Genomic DNA, 18,154 nt, shown 5'->3' with positions numbered 1-18,154 from the left:
ATTTTTCGAATATACGGGTTTTTCCCTACTTTTTGTTGCAAAAATAGAGAAAAAGAGTTTATAAATCCTTTTACAGTTTTTTCTGTTGCCATTTCACGTATCTCAAGTAAAACCAAGAAACGATACCGATAAGCATGCCATAGGTGACCTCGACAGTCCACACGAATTCCACGTTAGCGTGCACGACGGTGGTAAGCAGCCATGTCTGGAAAGTGTAGAACACGAGTACGAATGATTCGAGTATCAAGGCATGAGTCGTGTTACCCGTTCCGGATATGGCTTCAAAGAACGTGATCCCGAAGCAGAAGCTGAGTGCGGCTAATCCGACCACGTAAAGGGAAGGCATGGAGGCGGTAATCAGATCACTGCTGTTGGAGTAGATAGATAACACCTGTTGCGGGAAGATATAGCATATCAATAACACCGGAAGCACGCTTAGCATGGCGAGTTTCATGATCCGCCGCAAGGTAGGCATGATCTCCGGTTGCCGTTGTTCCCCGATGAGTCGGCTGGTAAGGGTATTGGCTGTCGCCCCGTAACCGAAGACGGGGATAAGTATCAGCATATAAACGCTACGGACGACGATCGTGATGGCGATAGGACGTTCGCCCATGTGCTCGATGAGCATGAAAAAGATGTACCATGTCCCGAAAGACAGTAGTTTTTGCAACATGGTGGGGAACGCTGTTTTAAGCACGGTCAGCATGAGCCATCCTTCCAGTTTGTGGAAGGAGAATAAGGCGTACTGTTTGATGGGGAGTTTCAGCAACGTGTAGAAAATAAAAATCAAGAACGCCGATATTTCAGCCATGACGGAGGCTAGGGCGGCTCCGCCGACTCCCATCTCGGGGAAACCGAATTTACCGAAGATCAACAGATAATTGAATACCACGTTGATCGTTGCCATAGCGGCAGTGGAGTAGCCTATGATTTTCGTGTTGGAGAGCCCGATATATAAAGCCCTGAACAAGAAGTTGAAGCACACGAATATAATCCCGTAATGGCGGTATGACATGTATTCCATCGCCGCCTCGTAGATATTGGGCGACTGTATGGAAGCTCCCAAGAGTACATCACTGAAATATCGTTGAATGAGGAATAGCGACGTGGATAGCAGAAACACGAAACATAACCCGTGCTCGAAAACAACCCCGATCCGGTTCAGACGTCCTTCTCCCAACCGCCGTGCCACGATGATCTGGATCCCGATGGAAAATCCCCATGCCAGTGTGGAAAACACGTAATAGTAGATTCCTGCCATGGCGGAAGCACCTAGGGCGATCTCGCTGACACGCCCCAGAAAGGCGGTGTCCGTTAAGGTAATGAGTGTTTGTGCCAAACTTCCAAGGATAATAGGGTAGGCTATATTCCAAACTGTTTTGTTCGTGATGACCGTCTTCATGTGTTCTTGTTTTGGCTGCAAAATTAACGGATAATCTTTATAAATTGCAGAATAAATCGTAACTTCGTGGGTTATAAATTTAAATTCAAGCAAAAATGACAATAGAAGAGCAAGTTAGTAAGGGCATCATGGCAGCCATGAAAGCGAAAGATACGATCCGCCTTGAGGTTTTAAGAAATATAAAGAAGGTCTTCATCGAGGCTAAATCCGTGGCAGGAGCCCCGGAGCAGATTGCCGACAGCGAAAGTATCAAGATCATCCAGAAATTGGCAAAACAAGGACGGGAGTCTGCCGAAATTTACAAGCAACAGGGGCGTGAGGATTTGTACGCTCATGAAATGGCTCAAGTGGAGGTGATGAACGAGTTTTTGCCGAAACAGTTGAGTGAAGATGAATTGCGTGTTGCCTTGAAAGGAATTATCGAGAAAACGGGTGCAACTTCAGCCAAAGAAATGGGAAAAGTGATGGGTGTTGCTACCAAAGAGTTGGCCGGAATAGCTGACGGCAAAATGATTTCCGCTATTGTAAAAGAGTTGTTGGCGTAATCACGTGCTAATAAGTCCGCGTAAGATCGGGGTATTTTATTGATTCCGTCTATGACGTGATTGAAAATAAGTATCAGGAATGGGGAGGAATTGAGTAAATAATTCCGATCTTTGTATAAGATTAGTAAAATTCATAAGGCCAAGCGTTAATGGTGTAGCCGGAGGTTTTTCCGGGGGAGATGAACCTTATGAACCGATATACTGTATGGACTTTAGGAACTAATAAATGAAAGAAATGGCTACTGTGAAAGATTGGACTGCTCATGTTATTAAACAGGCAGAGATTGATAAGTATCTGGTTGACGGGAAAGATTTTATTGACGAGGAAAAGATATTTGAAGAGATCGAAAAGGGCAAGAACCCCGATAAGCAACGAGTGCGCGATATTTTACAAAAATCGCTGGAAATAAAAATATTGACGCCTGACGAGACGGCTACTTTGTTGAACGTGGAAGACCCTGAACTCTTTCACGAGATGCAAGAGGCTGCCTTGGAGGTGAAGAAAAGAGTGTATGATAACCGTATCGTTTTCTTTGCCCCGTTATACTTGTCGAATTTGTGCGTGAATAGTTGTAAATACTGTGGTTTCCGGGCAGAAAATAAAGAGGAGATTCGCCACGTGTTGTCGATGGACGAGGTGCGGGAGGAAACGGCCGCGGTGATCGACGAGGGACACAAGCGAATGATTGCCGTGTATGGCGAGCACCCGAAAAACGGGGCTGACTATATAGCCGAATCTATCTCCACGATTTATTCGGTGAGACGGGAAACTCCTACCGGGAACGGTTTTAATAATATCCGACGGGTGAACGTGAACGCGGCACCCATGGAGATTGCCGATTTGAAGAAATTGTGGAGAGCGGGTATCGGTACGTTCCAAGTGTTCCAAGAAACTTATCACCGGGAGAGATACGCGGAATTGCACCCGGCCAACACGGTGAAAGGGAATTACCGTTGGCGTCTTTACGCGATGCATCGTGCCATGGAGGCGGGAATCGACGATGTGGCTATTGGGGCGCTGTTCGGGTTGTACGACTGGAAGTTTGAAGTGATGGGATTGTTGCATCATGCTTTGGATTTGGAACGCCAGTTCGGTATCGGACCGCACACGGTGTCTTTCCCGCGCATGCAACCGGCCCCGGGGTCTTTCTTGAGCGAGAATTCTCCTTATCTGGTCAGCAATGACGCCATGAGGCGGGTGGTTGCGGTGTTGCGTCTGGCGATCCCGTATAGCGGGTTGATCGTGACGGCACGCGAGGAACCGAACTTGAAACGGGATTTACTGACTCATTTCGGGTGCACGCAAACCGACGCTTCTTCAAAATTGGGTATCGGGGCTTACGCCAAAAAATTGAAACAGGAGGAGAATATCGAGAAAGTCCAATTTATGTTGGGTGACCAGCGTTCTCTCGATGAAGTGATACGGGAATTGGCTAACGACGGGATGATTACCTCTTTCTGTACTGCCGGCTATCGTTGCGGGCGTACAGGAGATAAGATCATGACCCTGTTGGAAAAAGGAGTCGAGGGTAAGTTTTGTAAGTTAAACGCTGTTTTGACCTTCCGGGAGTACTTGAATGACTATGCTTCTCCCGCGACCCGTGAGATCGGCGAGAAACTGATCGAGCAGGAATTAAGAGAGATCGAGGCTACCCCCTTCTTTAGTAAGAATAAATTACTCCCGACCTTCCGTTCATATTACGACCGGATCGCGAGAGGGGAAAGAGATTTATACATGTAATTTACAATTTTAGATTTTAAATTTTAGATTGAAATAATCCATGAAATTTAAAATCTAAAATCCATAAATTTAAAATTAAAACGGAAGTTTGAGCGTAATTCGTTCGGCTTCCTTTTTTCTTTTTATTTCTTCCCGTTCACCTTTGCGGAACACGTAGACAAGTCCGAAGCGTTCGCATTTTTGGCGGCGTTCTTCTTCGTCGTCTATATCGGCGTAATGTGCCTCAATTTCGTTCCACAGGGAAAGAATGTATTCGTCTGCTTCACTCCGGTATTGCGCTACTTCGGCACTACAGCGGGCAGAGTTTTGTTGGAATTGTTTTTGAGAAGCGTAGGCTTGCTTGAAGTTTTCGTAATTTACTTTAACCAAAGCGATAGAGGGACTATATATCGGATTTCCGCCCCCTTTACGGGTGCGTTCCTGTTCTCCGGCTATTATTTTTGCACCCCATTCCAACAAATCTTGGTCGGAAACGAGTGAAGGAAGTTTGGTATCATCTTCCGCTATATCGTAAAATGTACGCGCGATAGGTTTTAACTCTCCTCGTGCAATAGTAAAATTCAGCACTTGCAAAAAGTGCGATATATATAGTTTGGCTTTTTTAGTGTATTCCCCGTATTTCCGGCTATTTACCATTTGTTTTTCTCTGGCACATTGTGAATTTGTGATTGCCGTTTTGAATTTCGGTAAAAAGAATTCAATTTTTTGCCTTAGGCTCAAAGAAAACGGTAAATTATTGATATCAGAGAAATCCTCTTTGTTCAAGGCCGTTTCCAATGCCCTTATCCTCGCTGCATCTGTATTCGGTAATCTTCTGTAAGGCATGTCTTTAATAATTAATAAAATGATGATCGAAACTCTGATGCGAAGGTATGAAAAAAATAAAAGTAAATCAATATTCGCCTGAGGTATTTTTAGATTTACGATTTATGATTTTAGATTGAATGATTCTTTAACCACGAAATCGTAAATCATAAATCGTAAATCATCTTGGGATGGTATTTCTATAATGGGTATAGTTTTCGATGATGTTATTCACGAAGTTGAAGGTTTGTTTGCCGTCGCAATAGCCGTTGCGGGACAGGGTGTCCCGGTATATTTCGGGGCGGGATTTGTAACGGATGAAGTAATCTACATTATTATTCCAGATGTTCGGGTTTTTCCCGTAGGATTCGGCTAATCTCATGGCGTCGAACACGTGTCCCGCTCCGGCATTGTACGCGGCTAAAGTAAATTTGATCCGGTTTAAGGTGTCGAGGTCATATTTGGTAAACATTTTTTCAAGGTATTGGAGATAGTAACTTCCTACTTTGATGTTATCTTCCGGCTCTATGTAATCTTCGAAACCGAGTTGCAACGCGGTTTCCGGCATCACTTGCATTAATCCGACAGCCCCGTAATTGGATGTCGCTTCCGGGTCGAATCCGGATTCTTGGAAAATTATGGCAGCCAGCAAACGCCAATCCCAACCTATTTTGGCGGCTTCTTTTTTGATGATCGGGTCAAAGCTGGATATAATCCCGTTTTTTAATTTGTAGTATTTCGAGTTGTGGAGCGAAGTGACGTAACTGCTTTTGTAATAGCGGTTGTAAAGTACTGGAAACTTTTCCCTTTTCTTCATGGCACCCAACCATTGGTTTACTTCATGGAGCAGGTATTTTGCTTTTCCGGCTACTGCCCACGCCACGGGTTCCGCTCCCGATAATTCCAGAGAGTAATCTATGTGTGTCATGTATTGGGCCGCGATCTGCGCGATATTTTTATCTATCACGGTAAGTGGAAGTTCACCTTTCTCTACTTGTAGGAGGATATCTTCATAAGTAAGATATTCTACTTCCGTGATCTTTAAATTCAGTTGAAGAGAATCACTCAATTCCCGGAGAAAACTTTTGTATGTAGTACCCTCTTGAACGAAAATTTCTTTTCCACGTAAATCTTGTATGTCCCGTATTAAAGAATCTTGTTTCTTGTTTTGTACCAGTACGTTACTCGTGTAGAATAACGGGTCCGTGAAGCTGATTTGTTCTTTCCTGCCGTCCGTAACCGAAAGACTCATGGCTACCAGATCGTATTTCCCCTCGTTTAATTCCCGAAGACAATCTTCCACGTTGGAATTGACCTCGATATGTAATTTAACATCGAGAAAATCGGCGAGAGCTTTAACCAGATCGTAATGAAAACCTTTCGGGATGCCTTTATACACGTAGTAGTCTGTCGTGTTGTAATAAGTACATACATTTAAGACGCCTCGTCGCTCGATTTTTTCCAGCGTCCCGGCATCGGGTATAATAAATGGTTCTTCTTCGCGTTTTGTCTCGCAGGCCGATAAACAAAACCAGAATAACCAAGTGTATGTAATAACTCTTATTATATACATGGTGCAAAGATACGAAATAAAATGGAAATCGTGTAGTTGTTGATTTCGAGAGGTCTATTCGAGAAATAACATTGTTACCCTTGCTCTATTCTTGCTCTACCCATTCGCTACCTCATGAACGTATCATGAACGTATCATCTTCGTAGCATAGACGCTCACGAGTGTTTATGCTGCGAAAGAGTAGGGTTTTTGATATGAGTACGGGCGAGCGAATCCCTAGAGAACGGTCAAATGAACCTCGGCGGACGTTTTAATCAAAGAAATTCCAACGGATGCCGAATTTTACTTTGGCGGGGTTGATCGGGTAGGTGTAGGCGGAAAAGTAATCCCGACTTCCTAAGCGCTCGTTGGCATGCTCGTATTTCACGAACAAGTCGGCACGTTTGATGTTCAGCGTGAGGAACACGTCGAGTTTTGGGTAGTTGCCGGTCTTCTCGATATCTTGGTTGTAGAACTGCATGATACTCGGGTCGTAGGCGTTGGAATAGAACGAGGTGTTGTAGAACAAGTCTATACCGATTTGCAGTCCCAATACTTTTTTAAATAGACGGTTTTGGTAGTAATTGTGGGAGTATAGCGCAACTTTGGGAAGTTGCAATATTTCGTCCTTGTTACAGATCTGGTAGTACACTTTTTGATCGAAGTAGAATTTACCTAATCTGAAAATTTGTTTTGCCCATGCCGTGAATACGACTAGATTACCGTCATACTGACGGGGATAGGCCGTAGTGTCGAAATAGATATAGTTTTTCGTGTTGTTCAGAGCGATTCCGACTTCGGTACGGAGGCGTTTGTTGTTATAGTGTCCTTTGATGTTGTAGGCATGGATTTTGGAGAAATTCGTTTCCCATTGGTTGTGATTTCCCGTGTATTGGTCATAATAGCGGTTGGGGGTGGTTGTTTCCAATAGGGCATACGCCGTCACGGATGAATTTCTGTTTCGGCTTAGGTATTGGACGATTTTTCCCTCTAAGGAATAGTCGGCAGAATACTCCCCGGCAAGGCAGAAACTGCCCCAGATATCAAAATTGAACATGGTGGTCGAGTCCATGTTGAACGTTCCCGCGGTGAGGTAGGTTCCGGTGTATTTGTTTGTTGCCCGGTTGTTGATTGTGTCCGAAGATACACGTTGGTCGTATTTCAGGTATTTGAATTTTAACCCGGCGTACACGCCCGGCAGGTATTTGTATTTTGGATGTTCGTTTAGTATGAACTTGGCGTCTATTTCGTATTTTTGGTTGTTGGTGATGTCTTGGTTGGACTGGGTGTTTAAGTAGGTCGTGTCCCAAAAATTGGTTTCAACGCTTTCTTCTCTGAAACGGTAACGATTGTCCTCGACTTTCAAGGCGAGTGCAAATTTCATCGGGTAAGTGTACGTGGTATCCATGTTGATGGAGTCCACGGGTGTGATGATTTCTTTGGCATTTCCGAGGTTGTATTGTGCCAGCGTGCTGAGATTGAAGTTGGCTATGTTGTTTCGGGGTTCCATGACTAGCTTCGTTCCGATTATTTTTGGATCAAGCACGGTATCCCGGACTTCAGCCAAAACTTCAATACCGCCGTTCTCCGCATAATGTCCCACGTTCTGGTTCAGAAAGAAGGATACTGTCACTCTTTCTTTCTCGTATGAACTGAAAACGGAGAAGTTGTATGTTTTTGATTTCTGGTACGAGTATGCCCCGTCCGCAGACATGAGGTTGTACCGGAATCCCGCATTCCAGAACGGGTTGATGTTTTGCATGTACCATACGTCTACCCGGTCTTCTGTTTTTCCTCGTCCCCCCCCGTTAAAATAGCTGATTTGGGCGAAAGCGGTAGAGGTGTTGTAATCCAAGGCGTCCTCGGGACGGAAAAGGTAATCCCGTACCCTGTCGAGCGGAAGAAAATCTTCTCCGCGGGGGCGAAGGATGAAAACATTGGAAATATAAGGTGAGGGTAGGTTGCCGAGGTAGGTGTTAGACACGCTGTGTTTGAATATGGGGTTCGTGTTGTGTATCCCGTCGGTCAGGGTGTCCGTCATGGACATATATTGTTTGTACACGCCGTCGTGCATCCATTTCCACGCCACTCGTTGCGGTTTCACGTATCGTTGTTCTCCTCTCGTGCTATCTTGGTCAAAAGCGCTACGCCGGGGATCCTCCTCGTCCGGATGCCCGTAATCAAAATCGCTCTGCGCTAAAGACGTGAGCGACATTAAGCAGCATAATATGGTGTAAAATATATATTTCATGGCGTGCAAATATACGGAAACTTTTAAAACTCTCATAAATTAATTACCTTTGCGGTCGAATATGTTATAAAATTTTCAGTATGGATAAGAATTATCTCGTGGAAGAAGAAGGTGAAGGCAAATCGTTGAACTTCATCGAACAGATTATTGAGGAGGAGTTGGCCGAGGGGAAGAACGGCGGTCGGGTACATACGCGTTTCCCGCCCGAGCCGAACGGTTATTTGCATATCGGTCATGCAACTTCTATTTGCTTGAATTTCGGATTGGCTGCCAAGTACAACGGTAAGTGCAATCTGCGTTTTGATGACACGAATCCTTCTAAAGAGGATGTCGAGTATATTGATTCCATACAACAAGATATTCAATGGTTAGGTTTCCAGTGGGAAGGGGAAACTCATTACGCCTCCGATTATTTCCAGCAATTGTATGATTGGGCGGAGAAGTTGATCGCGGAGGGAAAAGCTTACGTGGATGACCAACCGGCAGAGGTGATCAGCGCGCAACGTATGAACCCGATGGAACCGGGAGTGAACAGTCCTTACCGGGATAGGACTCCAGAAGAAAATCTGGATTTATTCCGGCGGATGAAGGCAGGGGAGTTTCAAGCCGGGGAGAAAGTATTGCGGGCTAAAATAGATATGGCCTCGTCCAACATGTTGATGCGTGACCCTATTTTGTACCGGATCATGCACGTGGCGCATCACCGCACGGGTGATAAATGGTGTATCTACCCGATGTATGATTTCACGCACGGGCAAAGTGATTATATTGAGGGGATTACTCATTCTATTTGTACTTTAGAGTTCGAGGTGCATCGCCCGTTATACAATTGGTTTTTGGATCAGTTGTTCGACACGGAATACCGTCCTCGTCAGATCGAGTTTGCCCGTCGTAATTTGAGTTACACGGTGATGAGTAAACGCCGTTTGTTGGAACTGGTGCAGAAAGGTATTGTTGCCGGGTGGGATGATCCCCGGATGCCTACAATCACGGCTTTGCGTCGCGCGGGATACACGCCCGAGTCTATTCGTGCTTTTGCCGAAAAAGTGGGGGTGGCACGCCGGGAGATCGTGGTCGATATGGCGTTGTTGGAGTTTTGCGTGCGGGAACATTTGAACAAGGTGGCTCCCCGTGTAATGGCGGTACTTGATCCGGTGCGGGTGGTGATAGATAACTATCCGGAAGGACAGACCGAAGTGGTTGAGATCGAGAATAACCCGGAAGATGAGGCTGCCGGAACGAGAATGGTGCCGTTCTCCCGTGAGTTGTTTATCGAGCGGGATGATTTCATGGAAGACGCCCCGAAGAAGTTCTTCCGGATGACGATCGGCAACGAAGTACGGTTGAAAGGTGCGTATATCGTGAAATGCGAGAGCGTGGAGAAAGATGCGGAAGGAAATGTTACGACAATCCATTGCACGTACGATGCCGAAACGCGTAGTGGTACCGGTGCTGCGAGCAACCGGAAGGTAAAGGGAACACTTCACTGGGTTTCCGCACCCGACGCGATAGAGGCGGAGGTACGTTTATACGATCGTTTGTTTAAAGATCCGGATCCTGCCGGGCACAAGGATATCGATTTCAAAGAGTTCTTGAACGAGAATTCGTTGAGAGTGTTGACCGGGTGCAAGTTGGAACCGAGTTTGAAAGATGCCAAGGAAGGCGATCGTTTCCAGTTCCAGCGTTTGGGGTATTTCTGCGTGGATAAAGATTCCAAACCGAGGGCACTGGTGTTTAATCGTACCGTGGGATTAAAGGATACGTGGGCAAAACAAAACAATTAATACAATGAAAGTTACGAGGGATAAGTTTGCAAGAGAAGCGCGGGCGTACTTGTTGATTACGTTCGGTTTGCTGATCTATACTTTTGCCGTTACCGCGTTTTTGGCGCCGCATCGTATGGTGGGCGGTGGTGTGACCGGTATTTCGACAATTATTTATTTTCTTTCCGGGGAGGTGATTCCTATAGGGTATAGCTATTTCGTGATTAACTTTTTGCTGGTGGCAATAGCAATTAAGGTGCTCGGGCCCCGGTTCGGTTTCAAGACGATATATGCTATTTTCATGAGTTCGTTCCTGTTGAGTTTGTTACAGAATCTGATTCATGAGCCGCTGTTGGAGGACAAATTCATGTGCGCGGTACTTTCCGGTATCATGTGTGGTGCGGGTATCGGGATTTCGCTTGCCAATGGAGGCAGTACGGCGGGTACGGATATCGTGGCAATGATGATTAACAAGTACCGGAATATCAGTCCCGGTAAGATTATCATGTATATAGATGTGTTTATTATCGGTTGTAGTTATTTTATCGGGGAAAACACGACAGTCGATCCGACGGCAAAGATTGCCACGATTATCTACGGTTACGTGGTCATGGGTGTGAACTCGTACACGATTGACCTCGTGTTCACGGGACAGATGCAATCCGTGCAGTTCTTTATTTTTTCGTTAAAATACAAGGAGGTTGCCGATCTGATTACTCATGATTTGAAACGGGGTGTAACCGTCGTGGATTGTCAAGGCTGGTACACGGGTGAGGCACGCAAAATGTTAATTGTGGTAGCCCGCAAGAGTGAGATGCAGAATATTATGCGTGTGACGAAATTGGCTGATCCGGACGCGTTCCTCACGATGAATACGGTCATGGGTGTGTACGGTAGGGGATTTGATACGCTGCGGACTTAGGGAGTTCGTAAAGTTTATAAGGTTCATAAGGTTTATAAAGTTGCCATTCCTCACGAGGGGCTTCTTTATAAACCTTATTTTTTTGATAAAACACACTAATTTATAATGACGTTGTGTCTTTATGGAATTGAGTGGCACGGTGTTTGATAATTAAAAGGATTGATATGAGGTCATTAAAAAAGCATAGGAGACACATGGTAATTTGGAGTGTATTAGGCGTTGTCGCGGTGATTGCCGTGATAGCGGTTGTTTTCGTGAATCAACGAAGTTTTGGCAGACTTCCCCGGGGGGAGCGAATGGAGCGTGTGAAGCGTTCGCCTCATTACAGGGACGGACGGTTTCAAAATTTGCATGAAACCGTGATGATTGCTTCTGACAAGGGGCGTGTCGGGACTATGATTGATTTTTTATTCAGAAAAACAGAAAGGCTGCGACCGGAGACGGCAGTGCCTGTCATTAAGACAGATTTGCGGAGTATCCCCTTGGACGAGGAGGTGGTCGTGTGGTTCGGGCATTCATCCTATCTGATCCAAACGGGAGGAAAAAGAATACTGGTCGATCCGGTATTTTGCATGGCTTCCCCGGTATCATTTGTCAATAAGCCTTTCAAGGGAACGGATGTTTATAAGCCGGAAGATATGCCGGATATCGATTATCTGGTGATTTCCCATGACCATTGGGATCATTTGGACTACGGAACCGTGACTGCATTGAAGAATCGGGTTGGCAAGGTTATATGCGGATTGGGAGTCGGGGAACATTTCGAGTATTGGGGATTTGACAAGGAACGTGTCGTGGAATTGGATTGGTTTGAAGACTCCGTGCTGGATGATGGTTTTGCCGTTTATTGTTTGCCGGTGCGTCACTTCTCGGGACGGGGATTGTCTGCCAACCGGACATTGTGGGCTTCTTTTCTCGTGGAGAGTCCCTCGAGGAAGATATATATAGGTGGTGATGGGGGGTATGACACGCATTTCGCCGAGATTGGCAAGCGTTTCCCGGGTATTGATCTTGCGGTCATCGAGAACGGGCAATATAATGAAGATTGGAAGTATATTCACGTGATGCCGGATTACTTGGAACAGATCGCGAAGGATTTGGGCGCGAAAAGAGTTTTGACGGTGCATCATTCGAAATATGCTTTGGCAAGGCATCCTTGGGATGAGCCGTTGAAGAATGCGTTGAAGATGAGAGAAGATGTCCCTTTTGAAGTACTTGTACCTACTATCGGGGAAATAGTTCGGAATGAGAAGGTGGAACAATGAGGTTTTTTTCTCGTTCTCGCGATTTTATGTTATTTTTGTCTGAATAAAATGCATGATAGATGAAGATAAAAGTATTTGTTAATAATCCATGGCAGGAGAACACGATTGTGTTGTACGATGAAACGGGGGAAGCCGTGGTGATTGATTGCGGTTGTTTTTCGAAAGACGAAGAGCGACGTTTGATAGATTTTCTGGCGGAAAATCATTTGAAACCGGTAGCGTTGTTGAATACGCACTTGCATATAGATCATATTTTCGGGAATAATTTTATGCTGGACGAATACGGGTTGTCTGCCCGGGCGCATGAAGCGGATTCGTTTTGGGTGGAAGACGCGGAGAAGTATGCGGCGATGTTGGGAATACGGGGAATTACACCGCCTCCGGCATTGGGAGAATATTTGCATGACGGGGATGTCGTGAAATTCGGACATTCGGAATTGAAGGTGATCCATGTACCGGGACATTCTCCGGGGGGACTTTGTTTCTATAGCGAACAGGATAAATTGCTTGTTGCCGGGGATGTGTTGTTCCAAGGGAGTATCGGACGCGCAGATTTACCCGGGGGAGATATGAGTCAGTTGATAGACGGAATCCGGGAAAAATTGTTCGTGTTGCCGGATGATGTGCGGGTAATACCGGGACACGGCGGGTTTACCACGATAGGAGAAGAGAAACGTATGAATCCATTTTTTCAATAAAAAAAGATGAAGAAGATCGGTATAATTGTAGCCATGACTTCGGAATACGGTCTGGTGAAATCTTTACTTGACGGGGGAAAGGAACGTTTGGTTCGGGGAATCCCCTTTATCGAGGGGCGTATGGGAGAAGTTGACGTCGTGTTGGCCAAAAGCGGGATCGGTAAGGTTTGTGCGGCGGTAGGGACGTTGGAAATGATCCGGCAATATGCCCCGGAGGTGATTGTAAACACGGGTGTTGCCGGGGGAATAGACCCGTTGACACAAGTTATGGATATCGTGATCGGGGAGAACATGGTTTATCATGACGTGTGGTGTGGCGAGGGAAACGAGTACGGGCAGATTCAAGGATTGCCGGCTCGTTTTGTTTCGGATAAGAAATTGTATGAACAGGCTTTGTCCGTGAAACATGACGGGAATGTATACGGGGGATTGATTTGCAGCGGTGATCGTTTCGTGACGGAGAAAGAGGAGTTGACCGAGATCAAAAAGCGTTTTCCCGAAGGCTTGGCGGTTGATATGGAATCGACCGCTATCGCGCAAGTATGCTACTTGTGTGGCGTACCTTTCTTGAGTTATCGTATTATTAGCGATACCCCGGGAGTGAAAGATCATTACAATCAATATTTGAATTTCTGGGAAGAGGCTCCCAAACGCTCTTTCGAGATGATTAGAAAGTTAATCACTGTTTTATCAGAAGAATAAAGATGAAAAAAATACCTAGTTTTACCATAGATCATCTTCGCCTGTCGCGGGGAATCTACGTGTCCCGTAAAGATTATGTAGGAGAAGAGGTGATCACGACGTTTGATATACGTATGAAGGAGCCTAACCGAGAGCCCGTGTTGGGACAGGGGGAATTGCACACGATAGAACATCTCGCGGCGACTTATTTAAGAAATCACGAGACGTGGGGCGACAAGATTATTTTCTGGGGACCGATGGGGTGCTGCACGGGAAATTATTTTTTGATGCGGGGTGATTTGACTTCTCGTGATATCGTGGAATTGATGCGGGAAACATTCCGTTTTATTCGTGATTTTGAAGGTGAAGTTCCCGGTGTTGCTGCAAAAGATTGTGGTAATTATCTATTACATAATCTGCCGATGGCGAAATACGAGGCTGCTAAATATCTGGCGGAAGTGCTGGACGTGATCGAGGAAAAGAATCTGATATATCCGGGCGAATGAGAATAGGAATCATTTTAATGTTGGTTGCCTTGCTTTGGGCTTGTGATGAAAACAAGGATCGGGAGAAGACGATCAGCGTGAGTATCTTGCCTCAACGTTATTTCGTGGAGCGTATCGCGGGGGATTACGTGAAGGTGAACGTGATGATTCCGCCGGGGGCTAATCCTGCCGTGAGTGATTTAAGTACCGAACAGTTGAAAGCGTTGCATAATAGTTCTATCTATTTTGCTGTGGGGTATCTGCCTTTCGAGATTAGTAATTTGTATCCTTTTCTGGAAAAACAGGAGAAGCATATACAACTCGTGAAGCAATCCGAGGGGATGGAGTTGGAAGAGGGAACGTGTGATTGCGGGCATCATCATACACACCCCGGTAATTTTGACCCTCACGTGTGGATGTCTCCAAGATACGCGGGTATGATGGCGCAAACGATATGTAAGGTGTTATCTGAAAAGTTCCCGGAGAAGAAGACCGAGTTCGAGCAGAATTTCAAGCAGTTCAAACAGGAGATTGACAGTATCGATGCGGAAGCCCGAAGGATTATTCCCGCGAAGCAGAACAAGACTTTCTTGATTTATCATCCGGCTTTGACTTATCTGGCGAAAGATTACGGTATGGAACAGATCGCGATCGAGGACGAGGGAAAAGAACCCAATCCGTCACATATCAAGGCGGTGGTCGATACTTGTCGGGCAAAAGGTATAAAGATTGTATTTATCCAGAACCAGTTTGACGTGATGAATGCCAAAGCTATAGCCCGGGAGATCGACGGCGAGGTTATTGCCATTGATCCGTTGAGTGCGGACTGGAAAAAGGAAATGGAATCGTTGCTTCAGATTATAGAACAAAAAATGGAATAACCGGATGAAAGAGATTTTGGAGTTGAAGGATATTTCGGCAGGTTACGAGCAGACGACCGTGTTGCAAGGAGTGAACTTGACCATACGGGAGAATGATTTTGTTGGAATTATCGGGCCGAACGGGGGGGGGAAAACGACTTTGTTAAAGGTTATATTAGGGTTGATAAAGCCTTTCTCCGGGAAGATCATTTATCACACGTCCAAGCAATCGTTGTTCGGGTATTTGCCTCAAAACAGTAAGTTCGACGCTCGTTTCCCGATCAGTGTAAAGGAAGTAGTGTTATCCGGATTGATGTCCGAGAAAGGGATATTTCATTCTTACACGAAAGCTGACCGAGGGAAGGTGGATGAGATATTGGAAAAGTATGGCATGCTCAGATATAAAAATCGTCCAATCGGAGAGCTTTCCGGGGGACAGATGCAGCGGGTATTTTTGTGTCGGGCTATCATATCCTCCCCGAAAATACTGATTCTGGATGAACCGTCCACTTACGTGGATTCGAATTTCGAGATTGAGTTTTATTCTTTGTTGAAAGAGTTGAACGAGAAAATGAGTATCGTGATGGTTTCACACGATTTGGGAACTATTTGTTCCTACGTGAAGACTATTGCTTGCGTGAACGGGGGATTGCATTATCACGAATCGAACTTGATTACACCGGAACAGTTGAAGTTGTATAACTGTCCGATCGAGTTGATTTCCCACGGAACCGTACCGCATCGGGTGTTGTTGGATCACGACAAGGCAATTGAAAATTGAAAAAACACTGTCCTTGCGCGGTGGGAATCTAAAATCATAAATCATAAATCTAAAATTACCAAGGTGTTTGAATTATTAAGATACGGTTTTTTCCAGAACGCAATTTTGTGCACGATATTGATCGGCGTGAGTTGTGGGTTAATCGGGACATATATTGTTGCCAAACGAATGGTTTTTATTAGCGGGGGGATCACGCATGCTTCTTTCGGGGGATTGGGATTGGCTTATTTTTTAGGTTTGTCACCTCTTTTCGGGGCTGCCGTGTTTGCCTTGGCAGCGGCATTTTGTATTTTATACCTTTCGGATAATAAGCGGTTTAAGGAAGATTCTTTGATTGGTATCTTTTGGTCGGCGGGTATGGCGATAGGAGTGTTGTTTATTTATCTGACTCCGGGATACGCGCCTAATTTATTGTCTTATCTGTTCGGGAATATTCTTACGGTCACGGGGGAACAGGTGATTCTGTCGGGAGTGTTGTGTCTGGCAATTATCTTGTTTTTCGCGAAGTTTTATCGTCCGTTGTTTTATATCGCTTTTGACAAGGAGTACAGTCGGACGCATTTTGTCGCTTTAAACGGGTTGGAGATTGGTATTACCGTGCTGATAGCCTTGTGTATCGTGCTGTGTATGAAGTTGGCGGGAATTATTTTGGTGATTTCTTACCTGACGATGCCTCAAGCAATAGCGGGTATGTTTTACAAGAACTTCACGAAACAATTGGTTTTATCCACGATTATTAGTTGCGTGGGTTCTGTTATCGGGCTTTTCGCGTCAGCAGCATTGAAGCTCCCGTCCGGGGCAACGATTGTGCTTTGTTTTTTGCTGATATTTATTGTTTGTTATTTATTACGCCGCCGTAAATGAAAAGTCGAGCATTCGGCTTAAGCAGGGAGGTGTGTCAAAACACACCTCTAGTCTATAAAGTTCATAAAGTCGAGCCTTCGGCTCCTAAGGTCTATAACGTCTATAATCCAATAAATTAATGATATTCAATATAATGATACGCATACCACCCGCACGTTTGACCTTACGACCTTATGGACTTTTAGACTTTATGGACGAGAGTGCGTGTTTTGACACGCACTCCTGTTCTTATCTGTGGTGGAATTTTTTCTTTTATTCTTTGTTTATCCTGTAACTCAACGCTCCGGAGGGACATTTATTGATTTGTGCTATTAATTCGTCTGTCGTTGCATTCTCGATCTTTATCCAAGGACGTTCTTGCGGGTTATATACCTTAGGTAACATTTTTACGCAAATCCCTGCGTGTTGGCAGATTGAGGGTTGCCAGATAATGGTCAGTTCTCCGTTCGTGTATTCATACTTCTTTTCCATGATGTTCTGTTTTTATTTGATGTTTATACCTCGCATAACAATGCGCCGCCATTCGGGATGCCTCTTTATATAGGCGGCCACGAAAGGACAAAGCGGTACTAGACGCAGTCCTTGACGCTCGATATCCTTTAGCGTTTTTTCGACGAGTTGTGAACCTATTCCACGACCTTCCAGTTCCGGCGGAACTTCCGTGTGTGTAAGGTAGATTTCTCCGTTGATTGATTTTATATACTCGATTTTGGGTGTATAATTACCGATGCGGAACTCGTACTGTTGACGATGTACATCATCTTTTAATTCATAATCCTCTGTCATAACCTTAAATTTTAATGTCTATTGTAAATTAAACGTTCAGAATATGAATTTTGTTTTGATTTTGTCCTGTTATTATTTTTAAAGAAATGGGATATATATATAAAAAATCCCCTCCGTGTGACGGGAGGGGATTGGTTAGGGCTATGCCCTGTTATTGATTCGATTATTTAATGTAGTTTTGAGCGAATGCACGTCCGGCACGTAATGCTTTGAGGTTCATTTCGACAACATCGCTTCCTTTGCGTTCGAAAATGGCAGTAATACCTTTTTCGAGGTATTCGAAAGGAATTTCGATGAAGGGAGAAGCAGCTCCCAACATCACGAAGTTGCTGGCACGTACGTTTCCGGCAGCTTCTTTGGCGATGCTATCGGCGTCGATAATTACTTGATGAGGCAGAGCCTTTAAGGTTGCCATCAAAGTAGCTTCTTCCGGGTAGTTCGGGATGTTGATGAACGGGGTTGCGTTGGTTACCACGTATCCGCCTTGTTTCAAGAAAGGAAGATAGCGTAATGCTTCCATGGGTTCTACCGAGAGAATGATGTCTGCCGTTCCCTTTGCGATCAAGTCAGAGAATATCGGTTTGTCAGAGATTCTCATGAATGACTGTACGTCACCTCCGCGTTGGCTCATGCCGTGAGTTTCCGCTTGTTTCATGTACAGGTTATTGTTGAGGGCGGCAGAACCCAGTGCTGCTGCAATGGAAAGGATACCTTGTCCGCCTACGCCCGCTAATATAATGTCTGTCTTCATAAT

General features: G+C 45.1%; 18 protein-coding genes. 11 read left to right on the top strand and 7 right to left on the bottom strand.

Going from position 1 to position 18,154, the window contains the following annotated elements:
• Positions 1–70: 70 nt before the first annotated feature.
• Positions 71–1,402, bottom strand: a complete 1,332-nt coding sequence (locus tag CS948_RS20110) for an MATE family efflux transporter (protein ID WP_099294005.1) — start codon at positions 1,400–1,402, stop codon at positions 71–73.
• Positions 1,403–1,497: 95 nt separating this feature from the next.
• Between CS948_RS20110 and CS948_RS20105 the strand changes: the two genes are divergently transcribed.
• Both CS948_RS20105 and hydG read left to right on the top strand, forming a co-directional pair.
• Complete coding sequence (locus tag CS948_RS20105; RefSeq protein WP_099294003.1) at positions 1,498–1,947, top strand: GatB/YqeY domain-containing protein; 450 nt, start codon at positions 1,498–1,500, stop codon at positions 1,945–1,947.
• A 235-nt stretch (positions 1,948–2,182) separates the two neighbouring features.
• Positions 2,183–3,688 (top strand): [FeFe] hydrogenase H-cluster radical SAM maturase HydG, encoded by a 1,506-nt coding sequence (gene hydG, locus CS948_RS20100; RefSeq protein ID WP_099294737.1) that lies wholly within the window; start codon positions 2,183–2,185, stop codon positions 3,686–3,688.
• Positions 3,689–3,763: 75 nt separating this feature from the next.
• Here the strand turns inward: hydG and CS948_RS20095 are convergent, their stop codons facing one another.
• The 3 genes from CS948_RS20095 to CS948_RS20085 form a co-directional block, all read right to left on the bottom strand.
• Positions 3,764–4,513, bottom strand: coding sequence for a hypothetical protein (locus tag CS948_RS20095; RefSeq protein ID WP_099294001.1), 750 nt, complete (start codon positions 4,511–4,513; stop codon positions 3,764–3,766).
• Positions 4,514–4,673: 160 nt separating this feature from the next.
• Entirely contained in the window at positions 4,674–6,065 is a 1,392-nt protein-coding gene (locus CS948_RS20090; protein ID WP_099294000.1) for a transporter substrate-binding domain-containing protein, read from the bottom strand.
• Between the two features lie 250 nt (positions 6,066–6,315).
• A complete protein-coding gene (locus tag CS948_RS20085) occupies positions 6,316–8,295 on the bottom strand; it encodes a putative porin (RefSeq protein ID WP_099293998.1) in 1,980 nt (659 codons plus the stop codon).
• An 80-nt stretch (positions 8,296–8,375) separates the two neighbouring features.
• On the opposite strand from CS948_RS20085, the gene CS948_RS20080 reads away from it, so the two are divergent.
• From CS948_RS20080 to CS948_RS20040, 9 genes are all read left to right on the top strand, one after another.
• Complete coding sequence (locus CS948_RS20080; protein ID WP_099293996.1) at positions 8,376–10,079, top strand: glutamine--tRNA ligase/YqeY domain fusion protein; 1,704 nt, start codon at positions 8,376–8,378, stop codon at positions 10,077–10,079.
• A gap of 4 nt (positions 10,080–10,083) precedes the next feature.
• Positions 10,084–10,980 carry a YitT family protein gene (locus tag CS948_RS20075; RefSeq protein ID WP_099293994.1) on the top strand — a complete coding sequence of 299 codons (897 nt, stop codon included), beginning with the start codon at positions 10,084–10,086 and terminating at the stop codon, positions 10,978–10,980.
• A 164-nt stretch (positions 10,981–11,144) separates the two neighbouring features.
• Positions 11,145–12,245, top strand: a complete 1,101-nt coding sequence (locus CS948_RS20070; RefSeq protein WP_304364617.1) for an MBL fold metallo-hydrolase — start codon at positions 11,145–11,147, stop codon at positions 12,243–12,245.
• A 59-nt stretch (positions 12,246–12,304) separates the two neighbouring features.
• On the top strand, positions 12,305–12,943 hold the full coding sequence (locus CS948_RS20065; RefSeq protein WP_099293991.1) for an MBL fold metallo-hydrolase: 639 nt from the start codon (positions 12,305–12,307) through the stop codon (positions 12,941–12,943).
• A gap of 6 nt (positions 12,944–12,949) precedes the next feature.
• A complete protein-coding gene (locus CS948_RS20060; RefSeq protein ID WP_099293989.1) occupies positions 12,950–13,645 on the top strand; it encodes a 5'-methylthioadenosine/adenosylhomocysteine nucleosidase in 696 nt (231 codons plus the stop codon).
• A gap of 2 nt (positions 13,646–13,647) precedes the next feature.
• Positions 13,648–14,130, top strand: a complete 483-nt coding sequence (locus CS948_RS20055; RefSeq protein ID WP_099293988.1) for an S-ribosylhomocysteine lyase — start codon at positions 13,648–13,650, stop codon at positions 14,128–14,130.
• Positions 14,127–14,990, top strand: a complete 864-nt coding sequence (locus CS948_RS20050) for a metal ABC transporter solute-binding protein, Zn/Mn family (protein WP_099293986.1) — start codon at positions 14,127–14,129, stop codon at positions 14,988–14,990. Before CS948_RS20055 ends, CS948_RS20050 begins: the two co-directional genes overlap by 4 nt.
• A 4-nt stretch (positions 14,991–14,994) precedes the next feature.
• On the top strand, positions 14,995–15,750 hold the full coding sequence (locus CS948_RS20045) for a metal ABC transporter ATP-binding protein (protein ID WP_099293985.1): 756 nt from the start codon (positions 14,995–14,997) through the stop codon (positions 15,748–15,750).
• Positions 15,751–15,813: 63 nt separating this feature from the next.
• A complete protein-coding gene (locus CS948_RS20040; protein WP_099293983.1) occupies positions 15,814–16,614 on the top strand; it encodes a metal ABC transporter permease in 801 nt (266 codons plus the stop codon).
• Positions 16,615–16,866: 252 nt separating this feature from the next.
• On the opposite strand, the gene CS948_RS20035 is transcribed toward CS948_RS20040, so the two are convergent.
• From CS948_RS20035 to CS948_RS20025, 3 genes are all read right to left on the bottom strand, one after another.
• The gene (locus tag CS948_RS20035) at positions 16,867–17,085 is read right to left on the bottom strand and encodes a (4Fe-4S)-binding protein (RefSeq protein ID WP_099293981.1); all 219 of its coding nucleotides are present in this window, start codon (positions 17,083–17,085) and stop codon (positions 16,867–16,869) included.
• Between the two features lie 12 nt (positions 17,086–17,097).
• Positions 17,098–17,400, bottom strand: coding sequence for a GNAT family N-acetyltransferase (locus tag CS948_RS20030; protein ID WP_099293980.1), 303 nt, complete (start codon positions 17,398–17,400; stop codon positions 17,098–17,100).
• A gap of 163 nt (positions 17,401–17,563) precedes the next feature.
• Positions 17,564–18,151 (bottom strand): indolepyruvate oxidoreductase subunit beta, encoded by a 588-nt coding sequence (locus tag CS948_RS20025; protein ID WP_099293979.1) that lies wholly within the window; start codon positions 18,149–18,151, stop codon positions 17,564–17,566.
• Between the last annotated feature and the right edge of the window lie 3 nt (positions 18,152–18,154).

The sequence above is a fragment of the Butyricimonas sp. Marseille-P3923 genome, assembly GCF_900184685.1.
GTDB lineage: Bacteria > Bacteroidota > Bacteroidia > Bacteroidales > Marinifilaceae > Butyricimonas > Butyricimonas muris.
This window is presented reverse-complemented; position numbering and strand designations above follow the sequence as displayed.

Bases quoted from the DNA above. Each gene is read 5' to 3' on its own strand.
- CS948_RS20045 (WP_099293985.1), top strand. From the start codon at position 14,995: ATGAAAGAGATTTTGGAGTTGAAGGATATTTCGGCAGGTTACGAGCAG.
- CS948_RS20065 (WP_099293991.1), top strand. From the start codon at position 12,305: ATGAAGATAAAAGTATTTGTTAATAATCCATGGCAGGAGAACACGATT.
- CS948_RS20085 (WP_099293998.1), bottom strand. From the start codon at position 8,295: ATGAAATATATATTTTACACCATATTATGCTGCTTAATGTCGCTCACG.
- CS948_RS20080 (WP_099293996.1), top strand. From the start codon at position 8,376: ATGGATAAGAATTATCTCGTGGAAGAAGAAGGTGAAGGCAAATCGTTG.
- CS948_RS20090 (WP_099294000.1), bottom strand. From the start codon at position 6,065: ATGTATATAATAAGAGTTATTACATACACTTGGTTATTCTGGTTTTGT.
- CS948_RS20055 (WP_099293988.1), top strand. From the start codon at position 13,648: ATGAAAAAAATACCTAGTTTTACCATAGATCATCTTCGCCTGTCGCGG.
- CS948_RS20035 (WP_099293981.1), bottom strand. From the start codon at position 17,085: ATGGAAAAGAAGTATGAATACACGAACGGAGAACTGACCATTATCTGG.
- CS948_RS20110 (WP_099294005.1), bottom strand. From the start codon at position 1,402: ATGAAGACGGTCATCACGAACAAAACAGTTTGGAATATAGCCTACCCT.
- CS948_RS20025 (WP_099293979.1), bottom strand. From the start codon at position 18,151: ATGAAGACAGACATTATATTAGCGGGCGTAGGCGGACAAGGTATCCTT.
- CS948_RS20060 (WP_099293989.1), top strand. From the start codon at position 12,950: ATGAAGAAGATCGGTATAATTGTAGCCATGACTTCGGAATACGGTCTG.
- hydG (WP_099294737.1), top strand. From the start codon at position 2,183: ATGGCTACTGTGAAAGATTGGACTGCTCATGTTATTAAACAGGCAGAG.
- CS948_RS20095 (WP_099294001.1), bottom strand. From the start codon at position 4,513: ATGCCTTACAGAAGATTACCGAATACAGATGCAGCGAGGATAAGGGCA.
- CS948_RS20050 (WP_099293986.1), top strand. From the start codon at position 14,127: ATGAGAATAGGAATCATTTTAATGTTGGTTGCCTTGCTTTGGGCTTGT.
- CS948_RS20070 (WP_304364617.1), top strand. From the start codon at position 11,145: ATGAGGTCATTAAAAAAGCATAGGAGACACATGGTAATTTGGAGTGTA.
- CS948_RS20075 (WP_099293994.1), top strand. From the start codon at position 10,084: ATGAAAGTTACGAGGGATAAGTTTGCAAGAGAAGCGCGGGCGTACTTG.
- CS948_RS20030 (WP_099293980.1), bottom strand. From the start codon at position 17,400: ATGACAGAGGATTATGAATTAAAAGATGATGTACATCGTCAACAGTAC.
- CS948_RS20105 (WP_099294003.1), top strand. From the start codon at position 1,498: ATGACAATAGAAGAGCAAGTTAGTAAGGGCATCATGGCAGCCATGAAA.